Origin of the sequence: Dyadobacter sp. CY261 (assembly GCF_021440085.1) — a bacterium.
GTDB lineage: Bacteria > Bacteroidota > Bacteroidia > Cytophagales > Spirosomataceae > Dyadobacter.
The window spans coordinates 1-18,627 of sequence record NZ_JAKCPW010000034.1 but is presented as its reverse complement, the minus strand read 5'-3'; the positions used below and the strand labels follow the sequence as shown (position 1 = coordinate 18,627).

Genomic DNA, 18,627 nt, shown 5'->3' with positions numbered 1-18,627 from the left:
TCCAACTTTCAGATCGTATTCCGAAGGAGAACTTTTATCGTAGGCTCGGTGAAACACTCGACATGCAGTTTTTATACCGAGACACCAGCAACCTTTATGGCAAAACAGGCAACCCATCGATCGATCCCGTTGTGTTCTTTAAGTTAATGCTGACCGGTTATTTGGATAACATCACTTCAGATCGGCGTCTGGTAGAGCACTGCTCGATGCGAATGGACATTCTTTACTTTTTAGGCTATGATATTGATGAGCAGCTGCCCTGGCATTCGACTATCAGTAGGACCAGGCAACTGTATCCAGCCACTGTTTTTGAAAGTCTATTCGACAAGGTTTTCGCTATGTGTGTTAACAAAGGAATGGTCAGTGGACATACTCAGGCCCTGGATTCCGCACCAATCAAAGCTAATGCATCAATGGAAAGTCTTGAGTTAAAAAGGCCATTTCAATCTGTCAAGAGCCACTTTGAGAATGTGATTGCTGAAAACAACAACAAACAGTCACTACCCTAACTTCGTCGGTCGGGTTGATAACTGCTCGCCCGCATCATCTCAGGCGCATGAAATCTCACCAGGAAAAACTTCGCGAAAACCCAGTTAGTGCCAGCGGCGCTTCTCACGAAAAAGCACAGCTGTTTAGTAATAAGACACATTACAACCCCCACGACCCAGATGCACGTATTTCGGTAAAGCCTGGCAAAGCAAGAAAGCTCAACTATCATTGCAGTATGGCAGTCGATACAGGCCAGGGGGTAATCAGCCATATACAGGCAGACTTTGCAGATGGAAGAGATAGTCAGTATTTGCCAGCGATGACTGAAAAGGTCGAAAGCCGACTAAAGGAGAATGAACTGCGAATTACAGAGCTGCTAGCAGATGGTGGTTATTCCAACGGTTACAATTACGAATTCTTAGAATTACGGAATATCACACCATGGATACCTGTTTTTGGCAAGTATAAACCGGAAAGGGAATGGGTTACCTACAACCGGAAAGAAGATGTCTTCATTTGCACCATGAATAAGAGAATTCCATTTAAAGGCTTTGACCGGACTTCCGATGGACAGCCCATAAAGAATTACCGAGCGTCTAAAAAGGATTGCATTCCCTGCATTCTCAAAGATTCCTGTACCCCCAAGTCCCCATTTAAAAGAATATTCACGACAACTTATGAGGACTATTACCATAGAGCTCATGAAAGGCAACACACCAGGCAAGGCAAACAAATGAAACGATTGCGACAGAGTACAATAGAGCCGGTCTTTGGAAGCCTGGTCCATCACTACGGATTAAGTAAAATCAACGTCATAGGAAAGATCGCGGCCCACAAGGTGATGCTGATGTCAGCCATATGCTTTAATCTTAAAAAGTACCTCAAAACATTTAATAGGAAATTGGTGCAGAGTGCAGCAAAAGAGGCCATAGAACACTGTAATGCTACGTTTGTGATGCCTTCTAATCGCTTTGAGTTGACTTCATAAAAATCCTCGGAAAGAACCTATTGAAATTCACTCACCAGAAATCTCCTGCTAGTTGTGCAACGGCCACGAACCGTTTATTGAAACTTTGAGAAGTAAGTATCCGATCATTGAGATAAATCCCGTATGAACTTGGACTTGAATGACGCTTCGAAACAAATATATTTGTCTGACAAAACGTCCGAAAATTGCGGCTGATTTGGATACATAAGCGAGGTTTACAGTCTGACAATCGTATGTTTTGTGAGAATTGTACGCTCAGAGGCTTTCACAGCCCTAACAATCGTTTTAAGCGGTCGTAAAATCCGGTGTAAGCAAAAGTGAATCTTTTATAAAGAATGTTGTCGCTTATGAAGCCTGCTCCCATAGGAGTAAATGGGGTAGCGGTTACGCTTCTTGAAGATATTCAGGATCGGTACCGGCGGGGCCCTATATTCCATCTTTAGCCACGCCAATTGCTTTCAAACAAATCACATATTCATACCTTTTCTATGTTTAAAAACTATTTGAAAATTTCGTGGCGGAACGTTGCGAACAATAAGTTGTACAGCTCGATCAACTTGATTGGGCTGGCGGTTGGGATGTGTGTCTGCTTTTTTGGTGCGATGTATGTGCTTTTCGAGCTCAGTTATGACAGCGGTCACAAAAAAGCAGACAAAATCTACCGGCTTGTAACGGATGTAAAAACGGAGTCAGGTGTCGACTACAGAAGTACGTTGGGCGGAATGGCTTCTGTCATACAACGGTCCATTCCTGAAGTGAAAAATACGACAAGAATCTTTCCTGACTATTTAATCATACAAAGGGATAAAAATTTATATGGGGAGGAAAAGATTGCTTATGCAGACCCTTCCGTTTTTTCTGTTTTTACAATTCCGCTGCTGAGTGGCGACCCGGCAAAAGTATTGGAATCTCCGTCGAGCATTGTCATATCTGAAACGGCGGCACATAAATACTTTGGTAAAGATCCTGCTATTGGTAAAATCTTGCTTTTGAATGGAAGGGATACAGTGCATGTTACTGGCGTTATGAGGGATATGCCTGTAAACACACATTTTCGCACAGATTATCTGCTTCCAGTAACAAAGCTTGGTAAGGAGTGGGACAGCAACTGGAAACGTTTCTTCTTTTACACCTACCTTGAACTCAATCAAAATCCGGATATTGAAGCATTAAATAACAAAATCACAAAGCTTGTAAAAGCCCATACCGACCAGACGCGTTCAACTTATCAGCTTTTTTTAGAACCTCTAAGAAGCGTTTACCTGGATGGCAAACCCAGAGGTACAAGGACTGGAACTTCGTCCTCAGGAAGCAGACAGAATGTTTATATAATCTCGGCGATATGCTTGTTGGTACTTTTTGTCTCGTGTTTCAATTTTGTAAATCTGACCACAGCTTATTCCGCTCGAAGATTGAAGGAGGTTGGTGTTAGGAAGGTGCTGGGGGGTAATCGAAAACAACTTGTCCTTCAATTCTTACTTGATTCGATTTTAATGAGTGGCCTTGCTTCATTTTTGGCCATCATACTAATCTTATCCCTGGCACCGGCATTCAACGCATTGACCGGGAAAACGATCATTGACAGTCGGATTCACCTCCTCCAGCCGCTCACAGCCATTTTGCCGTGTGCTTTGATTATTGGAATAATAGCTGGAATCTATCCCGCTTTTTTTCTATCCAGAGCCCGGATGGTAAATAGTTTGAAAGGTGTACTCTCTACATTTACCCGTGAGTTAAGTCTTAATAAAGTCCTTATTGTCGCTCAATTTTCGGTAGCTGTTGCTTTGATCGTTGCTACCGCTGTTATCCACCAGCAGCTCAATTTCATGAGAAATCATGAGCCTGGCTTTAAAAAGGATCAGAAGCTTGTTGTGGATTTTCAGTTTGAGGGACAGGTCCCGAAGAAATCGGCCCTTTTAAAGCATGTTTTGGGTGGCCTGGCTGGTGCAGGGGCAGTCAGCATGTCTTCCAGCATACCGGGCAGGGCAAATCATACCTACCCGACCTTGTTAGAGAATAGCGGGTCTGAACTGCAGGAGCTACAAGCTGATGCCTATTTTATAGACCATGATTTTCTTAAACATTATCAGATTCAAATGGCCGCAGGCAGACCTTTCAGTCAGGGGCTGGCTTCTGACTCGACAGAGGCCATGTTGATCAATGAATCTGCGTGTAGGATACTTGGCTTTAAAAGCCCGGAAATGGCCATAGGGAAAAAATTCCAGCAGTTAAGCCGTCATGGTACGATTGTCGGAGTCACGAAAGATTTTCATTATCACTCCTTTCAGGAAACGGTCCGGCCACTGACGTTCCGTATCTCCCCGGGTCTATTCACATTTGTCAGCATCACTTTGCCCAATCCGTCGGTAGGAGAAAGCGTTGCCAAGCTAAAAAGTCAGTGGAATACAATCATCCCAGATATTCCTTTCAGCTATTTCTTTGCCGATGAAGCTTATAATGCGCAATATGATGCCGAAGCCAAGTTCGGGGCGTTTTTTGCGTTGCTGACCGGCATCGCGGTCTTCCTGTCGTGTCTGGGGTTGATAGGAATTTCTACACTTAATATCAGTCAGAGAACAGCTGAAATTGGAATACGCAAAGTTTTGGGCGCGACGGTAAGCGAGATACTTGAATTGTTGACGAAAGACCTTTTCAGGCAGATTTCTGTCGCGCTGGTAATTGCGATTCCCTGTTCCTGGTATGTGATGGACCGCTGGCTTCAATCTTACGCGTACCAAACAAAATTAAGTCCCTGGCTTTTCGTTGCTTCCGGGGCCTTCACTTTCATGGTTGGATTATTGACGATCAGTTTTCAGACGATCAGAGCTGCGTTGATGGCTCCCGTCACCGCGATAAAGAGTGAATGAAGCATTTTCCAGGTTTCATAGGCTTGGACGGCGAGTGCCAGCTTTAAATATGTTCGGTTTTTTGTCTCTTAAAACGTCCCAAATTCCCGCCTCTCCTACTTGCTCCCTGTAACTGACGTGTGGAGAAGCATATCAGTCTTAGACCGCCATCTCACAAATCAACGTCTCATTCCTGCGTAACGTGCTGACTTGTTGAGACAGTTATTTTAGTTGCGAGGATATTCTAAATATTTCTTAAAATAACCAGCCTTGGTTGTGTAACCGAGTTTTTCGTAAAATCCTTTTGTACCAAACCTCGCCAGTGAAATCGGGCGATTCCCTTTTTCTAAACTCACTTGTTCAAATCGGTCCATTAATAGTGATCCCATTCTCGTTGACCTGCACTCAGCGTCAACTACGATTTCATGTACATCGGCGACCAGCCCGCTAGCATAAATTGCATGATGGAAGTATCCGGAGGCATAGCCAACAACCAATTCGCCTTTGGCGGCCACAAGTAAAGAATGCTGTTCATTATCCAAGAGCAGTAGCGTTGGTGGTGACTTATGGTTCCGATATACTCACCGTCTCGCTCAGTTGCTGCGCTAAACGGATAACTTGCGCAAGATCGCCCTTTGCCGTTATTCTGATAGTGATTTTACTTTCCATGTTATTCTAATCAAAAGTTTAGGTTCACTTGGACCTCCCGAGCCACGTACCTATTGTCTGTAGGAAGATTTCTTGCTGGTCAATGAATAAGGTTTGTCAGTAGTTCTAGAAGTACTTAACATGCTCAGCTCCAATTATGCGTGCAAGGTCAGATATTTGTTCATGAGAACACAGCCCATCCTGTTTTCCATACATTGCATATACGGGAATTGCCCTTTTTTGTGAAAACCTCAGGTGTGATTTCTCAATTAAAGCTCGCTCTGAATTCCAGGGGGGAAACGTTGGTCTTCGATTTAAACAACTTACTAAAAGACTGCGGATGCTCAAAACCGAGCTGGTAGGCGATTTCCCCGACTGTCAGATCACTGAATGTCAGCACTTCCTTTGCTTTTTCGATAAGCTTGTTGTGGATGTGCTGTTGCGTATTCTGGCCGGTCAGTGCGCGGAGCATGTCGCCCAGATAGCGGGGCGAAACGTTTAATTCGTCCGAAAGATACTGAACGCTCGGCAGCCCTTTGAGCAGGGCGGTTTCGTCGTCGAAATAATTATTCAGCAACTGGTCCAGCTTTTCCAGCAATGCATTGTGGATCGGTTTGCGGGTAATGAACTGGCGTTTGTAAAACCGCTGACTGTAATTCAGCATCAGCTCCAACTGCGAAATCAGCACATCCTGGCTCAGGTCGTCGATAGCAGTTTCGAGCTCGTCGCCGATGTTTCCGGCAATGCCTTCGATGATCAACTTTTCTTTGTCCGACAAATGTAGCGACTCGGTTACCGAGTAGGAGAAAAAGCCGTAATGCTTGATTTTGGCGTCTAGTGAGTAGTTTCTCAGAAAATCAGGGTGGACCAGCAAGGTAAACCCGCGGGTCGTTTCGGCCACCTGAATGCCCGTCAGCGGCTGACCTGGCGAGGAAAAAAACATCCCACCTACCTGAAAATCGTAGGTGGTTTGCCCGTACCGCATCCGGCAGCCCGCCGATTCGTTGTAGGTGATGTTATAAAAATCCATGGCAAAAGTATCGGCCAGCATTTCGGCGGTGATCCGCACCTTATCGAAATCGAGCAAGCTGATCAGCGGGTGCAAAGGTTGCGGCAGGCCGAATGCACGCTGCATTTCGGCAATGGAGCGGTAAACGCGCGGTTTGAGATGTTCCCTTTTCATACTCACATAATGGGCTGCCGGCGCAAATCGTTCCAGCTTGCGCCGGCAGACCTTTGATTTTAAACAGCGGCTAACAATCGTTTGATCCCGTCCCGAAAAGCCTCGTCGCCCTTAGCCAGGCGCAGCGCATACCATTCTTTGGCATCGTCGCCACAGACGTATCTTAATGTGTCGGTACCATCGGTAGCCGCGCCGTACACCACTTCTGCGATTTGTTCGGATGTCGTCGCGGCTTTGTCGGGTGCCAGCATCGCCAAGAATTTGTTCGTCAATGCTTCATAAGCCGGGTGCGTAGCAAACACCGACTTCGCACCGATTTCCGTCGCCACCAATCCGGGTTCAATGGTTTTAATCCCAATTCCAAATTCATTCAGCTCATAAGACAAGCTTTCCGCCCAGCCTTCCAGCGCAAATTTACTGGCATCGTACATCGAGCTTACTGGGAAAGCCATCAGCCCTGCCGATGAGCCGGTAGTGATAAAAAGTCCCGCTTTTCGCTCACGGAAATAGGGAATAAAGGCCTGTGTCACCCGCACGACACCAAAGAAATTGGTGTCCATTTGCTGCACCAGCTGATCGTCGGTCATCGCTTCTAATGCGCCGAACAATCCATAACCCGCATTGTTGAATACCACATCAATATCGCCCAAAGCCAGCGCCTGCTGCGTGGTTTCGCGGATTTGCGCCGGGTTGGTCACGTCGAGGCGCAGCACCGTTACATTATCCAGCGCATTGAGTTCTGTTTCATTTTCAGGGTTGCGCATGGTCGCGATCACCTTCCAGCCTTTGGCCGCAAACAATTTGGCCGTAGCCCTTCCGATACCTGTTGAAGCACCAGTAATAAAAATCGTCTTTGTCATTTGTCTCACTTGTTATTTTCGGAAGACAAATTTCCGCAGCGCGCGACTGGCGCTTGGAGCGGATGTGGAGATTGTTGTAGCCAAAATGGTTCGCTATCCTTTACTTCTCGCTAGCCGGTGCCAGCTCTTTTTGCGTATCTTCACCCAATGCCGTCCTGAGCGGCGCGGGCTGAAGTCGACCCTATCAATGATGGCCTAACACGTAATATTGACGCTGTCTCTTACGTAAACAACTCAACCACTATGGACTAAGTCCACAGTGGTTGAGTTGTTGCTTGTCCACATATATGCGACCGTTTGTAGTGGCGCTTTGAGCAAGAGATAAATTACAGTTTAAGGTGTGCTATCTCACTTTAGAATGAACAATAAAATGCCCCAAGTTACGTATGACCGCCAATATGTTGCAAATTGTTGGGTTGAAATATTGGTAATAGGCACTTCGCCGGAATACAACAATTCCCGTGGAATGATGCGTTGACCACACAAGCGACTGACAATTTGCGGATGGATCGGCACGTCAACAGGTTGGCAGAAGCAATTTTACTGTTAAGACCAATCTCGAAATACGCGTTTGAGATAGATCCTACATCTCGATTTGCGCGAGGTGCGGTTAAAAGCGCCTTCATCCACCTGGCTAATAGGTATACTTAATTAGTCCCGGTGTCATTGAGCAGAGGATTGGGTTGTGCACCTTGGTTTCCTGAGTGGCTAATCTTCCTTTTGTGTCGTATGTCTTTTCTATCATGGCCAGCAATTCTGTTGAGTTGAGCAGATACTCGCCGATTCGTCTGCGGTTCCCTGAAAACTTGTGCTCAAAAATCCTGATAACATTGTCTTTCTCATCATACCACGTTTCCAGATTCACAACATCATTCTTGTATCCGTATTTCACCCGGCGATAAAATTTATCGTGATCGTCCATCCATTTCTGGCCGACTTTTTTGCCATCTTCATATTCATACTCCACCGCTCCCGTGAAAACTTTTTCTTCTAGCTGCCGGTTAAAATAAGTTTTTTCAAGTTTGAGCAAACCATCCTGATACTCAAATTCCGATTCATAATAAGCAACCCAACCTGGCAATGCCCCATGCCTGCCGTATTGAACTTTACGCGTCATCAGGCCATTACCCTCAAAAAAATAATCGGTATAGGATTGCATCTCCATTATTCCCGTAGCGGTCCTGCTAAAACTCTCTACTTTACTCAATTTGCCCTCTGCTGTGTAAGTGTAGCGCTCTTCATAACTTGGATCCTTACATTCAGCGTCATCGCAAAAAGCCTTTTTGAGCATTGGCGCCTCGTCCTCATAAGCAACGAAATCCGGCTCAATCCCAAAATCAGAGGGTTCACTTGACTGGCATCCTAACCAAAGCGGCCCAAGGAGCATAAGACGTAATATTTTTCTCATAATGTCAGATTTATCTTTGATTGTAAGACACTTACAACACATCAAAAGGTTGGAAAACAAAAACACAGATGTCGCCGATACCGGTTAACAGGATCCTCACTGATCGATTTCATCTGGAAGCCATTTACATAAATTTATAGCTTCCAGATGAAGCAGGCTTTGGGTTCCCTTTATCAGTAGGCCCTGATAGTAAAATTAGTTTCCAACGGCTGCCCCTCAAATCTTGTCATCATAGGTATGTTCCAATGATCACCCTTAACAAAAAAGCGCTATGACTACCCGAACACTTGCATTGCTCTTTGCTTTTTCGTTTGCGATATCGCTATCCGGATGCACGGATGAAGAGAGTGCAGGCGGCGTGATCTGCACGGAAGAATTTAGATACGCATTATTACACGTACCTGGTGTCCCCCTGGCCGATTCGTACACAGTCCGGCTATCAAACTCGGACACCATCCGCAATCTGGGCAATTCGGATCTGAGGTCTGACAATTACATTGTCCTCGATGACAACTACCAGCCGAAGCTAGAAAACCAACAAGATACTTTCCGGTTTATCGGCAAACGCGGCGGCGAGGTAGTCGTTCGGGAGGATTACGTCTTCAAAGCCGATCGGTGTCACATCACCAAATTAAGTGGTAAGGACACGCTTTGACTTTTGGCGGTGATAAAAATCAGATCACCATGACAGAGCGCGTCGACAATTTCGCAGCGGTACCTTCTCGATCGGTGATAATGCCAAAGAAGGCAAACGCCTAAAGTTCATGACAATTTGGTAACCAGGGCCGACCAGGTCAAGCAGCTTTCTACTGACCACCCGGCAGATGGAAAAGCACTCTGCTTCCTTGGTAAACTCGTCGAAGAACATCATCACGTTCTCCTGAAGGGTCTTGTGTATCTGGCTGTTGAAAATCGGCAATCCTAGACCCTGATAATCCATTCCTGTGAGCTGGATCTCTGCGGTGCTTGAACCGCAGCCATCGACAAACTGGCGCGGCCCATAAAAGCTTTTTCTGAGACCAAGAGAAAAGAGTGCTGCCTTGTGTTTTCCTTGAATTAATGTTATGCGCCATGCACTTATCCAGTTTTAGATCAATTGAACCAGTTGTTTTGCTCTTACATTTCAGGGTCAGACTACTGAAAACCGCCAATTTCGGTCCAAACGAATAAGAAAAGAGAGCTCAACCCCAGTCATGGCCACAGCGGGCAAAAGGAATCGGAATAAGAAAGCGGGTGCAGCCGCGGTTATGCCGAACACTTTTGCTGGACCCACAAAAAATCTTCCCCGGCCAGGATTTCAAAAACAGTATTTAATTCTTGCCCAGCACGCATTGACCATCGACCAATCAGCATGCGGCGGTATAGGGATCGCCGAATACGGCCGAGCAACTGCGGATTACCGCAGTTGCTCGGCAAATCTACAATCGGGCAAGACTGGTATACTAAATTCGCAGAAGTGGGCTTCAGCGCCGAATTTGGGACATTTCACTCCAACCCAACGTTTACCACGATGTACAACGAGCCCTATGATTTTTTCATGCTCAGGCGGGCTGCCATGCCCACCTGCGCGCTAGCAAGCCTGCATCAGCAGTGCGGCGACGATTTTCAAAAGTGGGAAGTGGCGCTACTTGAATTTTATCAAACTGAGCCCTTTCGCCAAGCCATCTATCTTGCTTCTCCCTCTCTTTCGGCGGCCATGAATGCCTACGATAAACAAGCCCCAGAAAAATTCAGGCGCAAAGTACTTTTCTCGCTTTACAAGTATTTGATCAGAATGAGCACGCGGGCGACCCCGTTTGGATTGTTCTCTGTAACCGGCACTGGTCTTCTCGCTGAGCGCAGCAAACTGAGCGGGCTTGCCATCAATAAAGTAAAAAAGACAATCAGGTTACAAATGACTGCACTGGTCTATATCGCCAGTTTTCTGGAAAAGCAGCAGATGTCCACACGGCAGACCCGGTATGTGGCCAATAGTAGTTTATACCCCACTCCGACAGGATACCGGTATATAGAAACCAAAACGAACGGCCAGACCTTAGAGCATGTCATTTCAGAGGTCGAGCGTTTCGATGAACTTGCTTTGCTTTTGGAGGCCGCAGGAACGCCGCAAACGAAAATCGAACTGGCAGACCGACTACGCGAAAAATTTTCACCTGATCAATCCATCCAGTTGATACAGGATATGATAGACTTGGGCCTTCTGCTCAACGAGGTCTCACCCAATGCGACCGGTCCTGATTTCGAAGACCGCCTCAAAGAGGATCTTGACCGGTACCGCGCAAAATCCAGAGAAGCCCAGAAGCTCCACAAGCTGATCTGCGAGCTTCACGGTCGAGATTCCGCGTCCTGCCTGCAAAATACGGCTAGAGAACTGACCAACATCATTCCTGCGCTATCGGGGCAGCAGTTGTTCCGCGCCCAGCTAAGCCTGCTGGCAAGTGGAATCACGCTTAGCAAAAAAGTCGTCGCCAAACTAGCTGATGATTTTGCAGCGGTGAAGGGACTTTTGCGAAGTAACCAGCAATCGAGCCCATTAACGGTCTTGAAACAAAAATTCCGGGCGCATTATGGCGACCGGCTACTGCCCCTTTCCGAGCTGCTGGAAAGTGAAATGGGAATGGAATACGCCGGACTTGCTGTGCAGGCGGGCAAACCGCCTACCTTGCTCGCGCATTTGGAATTTACGCACAGCGAATACACCAGTTCCGGACTGCAAACAGCCGCCAGCCGCATCAAACAGCAAGTACTGGACCGAGCGCTATCACGCCAGTTATACGAGGTCGAGATTTTGGAAAGCGATCTAAAGACGCTCGCCGGGCAGCCTGCCGAGCAGGCTGGATTTTACTGGCTGGGCGAGATGCTTTCCAGTTCGGCAAAAAACATTGACGGCGGCTACCTCCGGTTCTATCTGAAGGCCGCCGGTGGTCAGTCTGGTCTTGAGCTAATGGCTCGCTTCGCGCAAGACGATCCGCTGTTGGCATCCCGTCTATCTGATGCAGCCAGAGAGCTCGCAGAGATCGATAAGGACAATATCCATGCCGAGATTGCCCACATTCCGGACGCGAAAACAGCGGCCGTTCTCAGCAGGCCCCATCTCTGGCCCTATGAAATCCCTTACCTTTCCTATTCGGTGATGCCTAAATCCAGGCAAATTACTGTCAGCGATATTCTGGTTTCAATCTCAGAGGATGACTGCTTTATCCTGACAAGCAAAAGTCTGATAAAAAGGATCATCCCACACAATACCACCGCCCACAATTATGGGCTTGGACTTCCGGTTTATCAATTTTTATCAGATGTGGCCAATCAGCAAAGCCAGTTGATGGCCTGGAATTGGGAGCGCCTGGAAAGCTTTTCGTTTCTCCCGCGTGTCTTATTCCGGCAATTGATATTGAGCCCTGCCCGGTGGAACCTTTCGGGCGAAAACCGTCAAATGATCCTTGATATGATTGAGCTAGATGAGCACTGGCAGCAGCTGCAAGATCATTTAAGAATTCCAAGGCTAATCCAGATATGCGAGGGTGACAATTTGCTTTTGATCGATTTCAACAGCCGCTTCTCCCGGATGCTCTTCAAAGCAGAACTGCAAAAGTCCGACCGTCTGCAAATTCAGGAATACTTACAATCCAATACCTATCAGCCTGTAACAGATAAAAGAGAGCTATTTGCCCACGAATTGGTAGTGGCCTTTAAACCATCCGCTACCCAAGCGCCTGTCCGCCCGCCGGTTCCCAGGAATGAGCAGCGAATGTTTCATCTGGGAAGCGAGTGGCTTTATCTGAAAATCTTCCTTTCCGTCGTTAAAGCCGACCAGCTCTTGACTACAACGCTGGCCGGGATTTGCCAACAGCTTACAGACGAAGGGTATGTGAGCAAGTGGTTTTATGTCCGGTATTTTGATCCGTCTTATCACCTGAGAATCCGCCTCCGATTGGCTACGAAGCAGCGCTGGCATCTGGTGTTGGCCCGGCTCCGGACCGCACTTGAAAACACTGCTTGCCAGGGCGCCATTGAGAAAATACAAACTGATACTTATGAAAGGGAGCTTGAACGGTATCATAGCCTGAGCTTTGAGATGGTAGAATCGATCTTTTACAAGGACTCGCTAGCGAGCGTTAAGGTCATTTCCTTATTGGGACATGAATGCGATGACCAGGGCCGATGGCTTGCCGCTCTATACGCGGTGGACGCGATGCTCAATGATTTCGGCCTGAGCATAAATGAAAGAGCAGATTTCGCCAAAACAAGCTATCAACGCTTTTTGTCCGAATTCGCCCAGAACCAGGCGCTCACCCGGCAGCTAGACAGCAAGTACAGGAAGCACCGGGTGCAAATCCAACAAACACTTGCACTTCGGGCGCTATTACCAATGACGCTTGAAAGCTGCTTTAAAGAGAGATCTGCGCAGATCCAGTCGATGCGGATAGAGGCAATCTCAACAGCAGAAATTTCTAGCTATGTTCACATGTGCCTCAACCGGATTCTTGAAAGTAACCATCGAAAACAGGAAATGATCTTGTTTCACTTTTTAAGTAAATACTACAAATCCGCTACCAAACTTTTGCACAAATTCACTAATTAATTGAATATCAAAATTAAAATAAATAATTCGCTTTCAATCTTGACCCGCATTTACTATTTTGTAACCAATTGTTTAGTTAAATAGACAACCAAGCTTCTCCTCGCCCAATCGCTAAGAATCTAAATGAAAATTCTACGAAATGGACACCAATTTATTTTCCGCAATCTCCTGTCTTATCATCGATGACGAGCAGGCCGCCCACATTTCACTGAACCGGCTGATTGAGACGGTTCCCTGGCTTGAATTGAAAGGTCACTGTAACAGTGGCGTAGAAGCAATCGAGGTGATCGCAACGATCAAGCCTCAACTCATTTTTTTAGATATCGAAATGCCAGGCCTCAACGGATTGGATTTGATTGGGATGCTTGCTGCGCCCAGGCCACAAATCATACTAACCACAGCCTTCCGTGACTACGCATTCGAAGGTTTTGAAAATGATGTGGATGCTTTTCTTTTAAAGCCAATCAAAACTGCACGCTTCTACCGGTCTGTCATCAAAGCAAGGGAAAACATACGCGTAAAACATTTACAGTCTATCGCAGGACATGCGCATCAATCGTCAGGCTCAACCTGTGGTGTCACTACTAATGAAAAAAAGCCAAGCCAGGCCGACATCGACCCAGATGATTCGATCTGGATTTATTCAGGAAAAAAGTTCCATCACCTCAAATTAAGTGAGCTGTATGCGATTGAAGGTCTGAAAGACTATGTAAAGGTCTACTACTCGGGAGGCAAAATCCTTGTGAAAGGCAACATTGGATCCATCGAACGCAAACTACCACAATCACAATTTTTCCGGATTCACCGCTCGTATATTGTTAACCGGTCGGCGATCCGGGTTATTGAAGGCAACATGGTACGAATGCCCGACGGTTCTGATTTTGCGATCCCTAGCTACAAGGGCCGTGAAAATATCATCAACCAACTGCTAGCCCGCCAGCGAAGGATATGAAAGACGAAACGAATAGTGGGGCTTTCTCCCGGCTGTTGATGCCGGGCGAGCCACGCATGCGCGCCGCAAGCCACATGATCTTCTGGGGGACATTCATCGGCTATCACATGATTTTTTTCTTCCCGATTCTGCCAGAACGTGTATATGACGCTGATACAAGGCTTGCCTATTTGCTTTATTACGCAAGATTCATCCCGATCTACTATGGCGCGTTGCTCCTTGCAGGGCTAAGTGGTAAACCTTTACAGACATGGTTCAGTCCACTGATCACGCTATTGGCATGTATTTTAGTGACACACCTTGTAACAAAGCCGCTGTATCACTTTTACGAGAGCCATATAGGGCTTGAGAACCTGCCGAGGAACTTCCAGCTTATTGGCAAATACTACCTTAGAGGTTGGCTTCCGGCAGCTAGTAGAGACTGGTACGTGTTTGTTTTTGATCTGATGGACATGCAGCTGCTGGCCTTGCCCATAGGGCTCAAATGGATAAGGCGCGGTGCACTGGGTGATCTCAGGCGGGCTGCGCTGGAAAAAGACCAAGTTGAAAAAGAGCTCAAAGAGCTCAGGGCGCAGTTGGCACCGCACTTTATTTTAAACGTGCTTAATGCGGCCAGTGTCGAGGTTGATCCCTTTTCGAAGAAAGCCTCCGAATATCTGATCGATGCGGCGGACATGATTCGTTTTGCTCTTTACGATACCCGTTCTGAATTCATTGAGCTCAATAGAGAGCTTGATTTCATATCGCGGTATCTAAAATTGGAAACAATGAGATCTAGCCAGCGAAGCAGAATTGATTTTGAATCTACTGGTCAAACAGCAACTGCCAAGCGCGTGCCCACACTACTGCTCACCACCTTGATTGAAAACGCCCTTAAACATGGCGTTCATTCCACCCACGAGCCCTCATACGTAAAAATCAATTGCCATATTGATCCAGATACGGTCACCATTCAGGTTTTTAACAGTAAACCGCTACCCGAACAATCTCAACGTAGAAAGTCAATTCAAAGCGGTTTAGGCCTTAGAAACCTGAGGCGCAGGCTTGAAGGTCACTTCCCCGACAAATACAGGCTTCTGGTTACAGAAAGACCGGAGAGTTTTCTGGTTTATTTACAAATTCCACTAGAACCCTGACCCCGTATACAAACTTTCGGGACTGGTATACTAAATTTCCGATTGCAAGAAGAATGCAGGTGATTTGGGGCGGTTCATTGTCTAACACAAATCAAAATTCAGATGCAAACTCAAAAGACAAGTTCGTCTCCCGTTCTCAAAAAACGGGAAATAGCCAGCCTAGCACTGCTGGGGCCTGTATCAAACCAATATGAAAAGCAGGACACGATTACCACCAGCGGAACTACTTGCGGTTTCCGCAGGCGCCAGCGCTGACAAGGCACCTATTTTAAGCACCTATTTTAACAAGCTAGTCGCCATTCGGCTGGCTTGTTCGTTGCCTTCCTCGAAGGAAATCGGCCACTGATAACGGGCACTCCTACCCCGTCTGCTATACAGTTTCCCTTGATTAGTCTATTTAATTTGTCTTGTTAGCCCTTTAAAAAGACTTTTACACCTCCACCCTCCCACAGCCCAAGTGCTCAGACTGCTGCTTTATCGGTATAGGACGTAGATCAATCTGGTGGATGTAAATGGATGAAAAATATGCCCTTCGGTGGATTGATCTTGTGGTCACCACGATTTTGGACCCTGCCAAAACGAACATTTCAAACATCGGTTCACATGAGCTGGAAAGCTTCGGTTCGCTGATGCAGCAGGAAATCACTCAGAACAAGACACTTCTTTCAGAAGCTGCCTTCCGAATTTTCAGCAAACGCAAAATTCAGCGGATGGTTGGCCAATACCACCGCTCGCTTTTCCTGCTTCTCGAAACCGCTTTTGAGCGCCATCCGCAGATAGCGGCTACCAGCGAAAAGGCCACAAGCCTAGGAAAAACGGCAATTGAGGCAATTAATGAGCTGCTTGATTTTATCGAACATCGTTTTGGAGAATACATTGACCTGGACAGTTGGGTGCCCTCGGCTCACCTTGCCAGTGTCAAAGACAGTATTGGGGAAAGATTGAAAAAACTCACGCCATGGCTCGACGCTGCGACAGCGGGCACGCCTCTGGCAGCAATGATATTTGGCGCCTTTAGCACGCTTACAGACCAAGAAGATCAAAAGAAACGGCGGGCCACGTTTAGAGAAGTGCTATACAAGAAAGAGCTGATCGATCAGATCGAAAAGCTGGCAAGCTCCCTGCCGCAAGGTGAGCAGAGTTGCCAACAGCTCACTCAAATGCTGGTATTCATGAATTTTAACAGCCGCACCTTTGTCGATTATTACACCAGCGGCATAGCTGCACGCATCCGGCAGATGCAGTCTGCTGCCCAAAAAAGGGGAGAGCTGCTTCTGGCCCAAAAGGATTTTAATCAACTGCACCACCAGTCCGAACTCTGCCTTCACACTGGCTACACAGATGTCAGAACGGCAATTGGACGCTGGTTTGATGCAGAGCTGCAATACTTGGAAAAACAGCGGCAGTGGGAAGCCGCCGAACCCTCTGGCGCAATCCCAGACGTCGCCTCGGATCAGGCAAAGATCCTTTGCTTTCTTTCGATCGACCAGATTGCGCTGGTGCTTAGGGCTCTCGATTCGCTACGTATCATTCAGGCAAGGTCAATGAACAGTGTTTTCCAGCAAATTGTCCCACACCTTTCCACACCACGCAAAAAAGATATATCCTGGGAAAGCATGCGGGCAAAAGCCTACCAGTTCGAAGAATCCGATAAGCAGCGCGTGCTTGAGATGCTCGATTTGCTCACCCGCTGGATCTCCGAGCATGATACGCACTGAGGATCTGTGATAAGGGAAAATGATCTGATCGGCTATTTGTCACAGGCTTACCAGCAGGACGATGCTCTCTGGCAGCTACTTGGCAGTATGCCCGTTAGTAAAACCCTAAGGCCCGGGCAGATGGTTTTTAAAGACAGCCACCAGCCAGAAGCCCTCTTTGTTCACCAGGGCATTCTCAAAGGCTTATACTATGACGATAAAGGCCGCGAGCACGTAACAAGGTTCTGGAAGGAAAGGCAGGTTATCTTACTGACAGGTGCGCAGCAGCCCAACATCGCAACCGCTGACCATTTGCAAGCCCTGGAACCCTCATCGCTTTCAGCCATCAACTATGCAAGTGCGACCGCCCTCAAACTTGCCCCGGGCCAAGTAGCACGGTTTGCCGCCAAGATCCTTCTTACAGACCGCAACATGGCCGAATTGAAGTCTCATTTATGCGCATTACCTGCGCGCGAGGCTTACAAAAAATTCAAAAAATTTCTCCCTGAAGACCGCGTCCACCTGCGTGACATTGCCAGCTTCCTTGGCATTACCCCACAGACAATCAGCGAAATAAGAAAAAGCACAAAATAATCATGCTGCCATAACAAAGAATTCAAACTCCGACTTCATATTCCCGAAGCCCAAAGAAATCTTTCGGGGCTAATTTTCGAAAGCAATCCGGAGCGACCGGTTAATAATGCGACCTGACTTTTCCACCGGCATCATGACTAGACAAACAGCCCTGACCACTATCACAGCTTTGCTGATCGTACTTTTTAGCTACACGGCAATTTCAAAATTAGTCGCTTTCCGGGTTTTTAACTCGCAGCTCGCCCTGCAGCCTTTCCCTGCATGGACCATCTGGCCTCTGACGCTTCTGATCCCCATCAGTGAGATGGCTGTGACGGCACTTCTGCTGGTTAAATCAACCCGGCTTAGCGGCCTTTACGCATCAGCCATCTTGATGGTTGGCTTTACCGCTTATATGGGTCTTGTCGTCGCAGACTTCTTTGGAAAAACGCCTTGTAGCTGCGGCGGCGTCTTGCAGCAGATGGGCTTTCAGGCCCATTTGATCTTTAATTTATTCTTTCTGACCATCTCGTTGATTGGTATATATATCATCCACCAAATGAAAGGAGGCCTGCTTTCAAAACTCTAAGATAATCGGTCGTGCTCCCAGGGAGAATTGCCGACCGGGCCGCAGGTACCCGCCCTTCCCTGCAAAAACATCTCAATTTCAAACACTAAACAATTACTGTGATGAAAACCAAAAGTAAATTAAGTGTCCTTCCGCTGGCCGCCCTGCTACTTGGTGGCAGCCTTGCTTTGGCAGCAAACTTCCCAGGCAAACAAGCTCAAAGGTGGACACGCACCGGTGGGTCTACCAGTGAGAATTGGCAGCAAGGACAGGTTTCAGGTTGTGTTACCACATCGGGCATTTGTCAGGCCGACTTTCCTGAGAACTACGACCCCAACGAGCACAGCGCCGAAGACAATCAGAGCGCAGCAACGGTGGTCTCAAACGGCTATGTCCCCTGATTAAAGCTTGGACGGGTGGCAATGCCACCCGTCCAAACAGCTCACTACCTCTTGCTGTTGGCAGGAACTGATAAAGTATAGCTCCATATCCTTGAAAAAATCTACGATGCACGCCGTAGTAAGCCGGTCTGGATCCAACGGTTTGGGCACGTAGCGCTGCACAAGTCTAGTTTTCGTCGTTATATCTATCCTTTATCTCTCAATGACCAAAACAACTCCTGTGCATTTTCAATCGCTTTGCTTCCCGTCCATCCCCCAGAACGTTCCCGCCAATGCATGCAACTTCTCATTCATAA

Annotated in this window: 16 protein-coding genes; 12 read left to right on the top strand and 4 right to left on the bottom strand. The window is 47.2% G+C overall.

Translation table 11 applies throughout. The features are described 5' to 3' along the window. The 3 genes from LZD49_RS34600 to LZD49_RS34590 all read left to right on the top strand — a co-directional run. A partial coding sequence (locus tag LZD49_RS34600) for a transposase (protein ID WP_234673101.1) occupies positions 1-509 on the top strand: 509 nt, incomplete at its 5' end. A 47-nt stretch (positions 510-556) separates the two neighbouring features. After that, positions 557-1,477, top strand: coding sequence for a transposase (locus LZD49_RS34595; RefSeq protein ID WP_234673100.1), 921 nt, complete (start codon positions 557-559; stop codon positions 1,475-1,477). A 488-nt stretch (positions 1,478-1,965) separates the two neighbouring features. Next, positions 1,966-4,344, top strand: coding sequence for an ABC transporter permease (locus LZD49_RS34590; protein WP_234673099.1), 2,379 nt, complete (start codon positions 1,966-1,968; stop codon positions 4,342-4,344). Positions 4,345-4,550: 206 nt separating this feature from the next. Here the strand turns inward: LZD49_RS34590 and LZD49_RS34585 are convergent, their stop codons facing one another. From LZD49_RS34585 to LZD49_RS34570, 4 genes are all read right to left on the bottom strand, one after another. Then, positions 4,551-4,865: a GNAT family N-acetyltransferase gene (locus LZD49_RS34585; protein WP_234673098.1), complete on the bottom strand. Its 315-nt coding sequence runs from the start codon at positions 4,863-4,865 to the stop codon at positions 4,551-4,553. A gap of 371 nt (positions 4,866-5,236) precedes the next feature. After that, the gene (locus LZD49_RS34580; protein WP_234673097.1) at positions 5,237-6,154 is read right to left on the bottom strand and encodes an AraC family transcriptional regulator; all 918 of its coding nucleotides are present in this window, start codon (positions 6,152-6,154) and stop codon (positions 5,237-5,239) included. A gap of 59 nt (positions 6,155-6,213) precedes the next feature. Further along, positions 6,214-7,014, bottom strand: a complete 801-nt coding sequence (locus LZD49_RS34575) for an SDR family oxidoreductase (protein ID WP_234673096.1) — start codon at positions 7,012-7,014, stop codon at positions 6,214-6,216. 634 nt (positions 7,015-7,648) lie between these two features. Further along, complete coding sequence (locus LZD49_RS34570) at positions 7,649-8,422, bottom strand: hypothetical protein (protein WP_234673095.1); 774 nt, start codon at positions 8,420-8,422, stop codon at positions 7,649-7,651. Positions 8,423-8,693: 271 nt separating this feature from the next. On the opposite strand from LZD49_RS34570, the gene LZD49_RS34565 reads away from it, so the two are divergent. From LZD49_RS34565 to LZD49_RS34525, 9 genes are all read left to right on the top strand, one after another. Then, positions 8,694-9,077 carry a hypothetical protein gene (locus LZD49_RS34565; protein WP_234673094.1) on the top strand — a complete coding sequence of 128 codons (384 nt, stop codon included), beginning with the start codon at positions 8,694-8,696 and terminating at the stop codon, positions 9,075-9,077. Positions 9,078-9,932: 855 nt separating this feature from the next. Beyond that, a complete protein-coding gene (locus LZD49_RS34560; RefSeq protein ID WP_234673093.1) occupies positions 9,933-13,004 on the top strand; it encodes a lantibiotic dehydratase in 3,072 nt (1,023 codons plus the stop codon). 139 nt (positions 13,005-13,143) lie between these two features. After that, positions 13,144-13,956 (top strand): LytTR family DNA-binding domain-containing protein, encoded by an 813-nt coding sequence (locus LZD49_RS34555; protein ID WP_234673091.1) that lies wholly within the window; start codon positions 13,144-13,146, stop codon positions 13,954-13,956. Further along, positions 13,953-15,092: a sensor histidine kinase gene (locus LZD49_RS34550; RefSeq protein ID WP_234673090.1), complete on the top strand. Its 1,140-nt coding sequence runs from the start codon at positions 13,953-13,955 to the stop codon at positions 15,090-15,092. The genes LZD49_RS34555 and LZD49_RS34550 overlap by 4 nt, the downstream gene beginning before the upstream one ends. Positions 15,093-15,282: 190 nt before the next feature. Next, on the top strand, positions 15,283-15,438 hold the full coding sequence (locus LZD49_RS34545) for a hypothetical protein (protein ID WP_234673088.1): 156 nt from the start codon (positions 15,283-15,285) through the stop codon (positions 15,436-15,438). Between the two features lie 166 nt (positions 15,439-15,604). Beyond that, complete coding sequence (locus LZD49_RS34540) at positions 15,605-16,810, top strand: hypothetical protein (protein WP_234673086.1); 1,206 nt, start codon at positions 15,605-15,607, stop codon at positions 16,808-16,810. Between the two features lie 6 nt (positions 16,811-16,816). Further along, the gene (locus LZD49_RS34535; protein ID WP_234673084.1) at positions 16,817-17,383 is read left to right on the top strand and encodes a Crp/Fnr family transcriptional regulator; all 567 of its coding nucleotides are present in this window, start codon (positions 16,817-16,819) and stop codon (positions 17,381-17,383) included. Between the two features lie 133 nt (positions 17,384-17,516). After that, positions 17,517-17,951, top strand: a complete 435-nt coding sequence (locus LZD49_RS34530) for a MauE/DoxX family redox-associated membrane protein (RefSeq protein WP_234673082.1) — start codon at positions 17,517-17,519, stop codon at positions 17,949-17,951. Positions 17,952-18,052: 101 nt separating this feature from the next. Beyond that, entirely contained in the window at positions 18,053-18,331 is a 279-nt protein-coding gene (locus LZD49_RS34525; RefSeq protein ID WP_234673080.1) for a hypothetical protein, read from the top strand. Positions 18,332-18,627: the final 296 nt, after the last annotated feature.

What these genes read in the sequence shown, in the direction of transcription:
- LZD49_RS34595 (WP_234673100.1), top strand. Translation starts at nt 557, where the DNA reads ATGAAATCTCACCAGGAAAAACTTCGCGAAAACCCAGTTAGTGCCAGC.
- LZD49_RS34590 (WP_234673099.1), top strand. Translation starts at nt 1,966, where the DNA reads ATGTTTAAAAACTATTTGAAAATTTCGTGGCGGAACGTTGCGAACAAT.
- LZD49_RS34580 (WP_234673097.1), bottom strand. Translation starts at nt 6,154, where the DNA reads ATGAAAAGGGAACATCTCAAACCGCGCGTTTACCGCTCCATTGCCGAA.
- LZD49_RS34575 (WP_234673096.1), bottom strand. Translation starts at nt 7,014, where the DNA reads ATGACAAAGACGATTTTTATTACTGGTGCTTCAACAGGTATCGGAAGG.
- LZD49_RS34570 (WP_234673095.1), bottom strand. Translation starts at nt 8,422, where the DNA reads ATGAGAAAAATATTACGTCTTATGCTCCTTGGGCCGCTTTGGTTAGGA.
- LZD49_RS34565 (WP_234673094.1), top strand. Translation starts at nt 8,694, where the DNA reads ATGACTACCCGAACACTTGCATTGCTCTTTGCTTTTTCGTTTGCGATA.
- LZD49_RS34560 (WP_234673093.1), top strand. Translation starts at nt 9,933, where the DNA reads ATGTACAACGAGCCCTATGATTTTTTCATGCTCAGGCGGGCTGCCATG.
- LZD49_RS34555 (WP_234673091.1), top strand. Translation starts at nt 13,144, where the DNA reads ATGGACACCAATTTATTTTCCGCAATCTCCTGTCTTATCATCGATGAC.
- LZD49_RS34550 (WP_234673090.1), top strand. Translation starts at nt 13,953, where the DNA reads ATGAAAGACGAAACGAATAGTGGGGCTTTCTCCCGGCTGTTGATGCCG.
- LZD49_RS34545 (WP_234673088.1), top strand. Translation starts at nt 15,283, where the DNA reads ATGAAAAGCAGGACACGATTACCACCAGCGGAACTACTTGCGGTTTCC.
- LZD49_RS34540 (WP_234673086.1), top strand. Translation starts at nt 15,605, where the DNA reads ATGGATGAAAAATATGCCCTTCGGTGGATTGATCTTGTGGTCACCACG.
- LZD49_RS34530 (WP_234673082.1), top strand. Translation starts at nt 17,517, where the DNA reads ATGACTAGACAAACAGCCCTGACCACTATCACAGCTTTGCTGATCGTA.
- LZD49_RS34525 (WP_234673080.1), top strand. Translation starts at nt 18,053, where the DNA reads ATGAAAACCAAAAGTAAATTAAGTGTCCTTCCGCTGGCCGCCCTGCTA.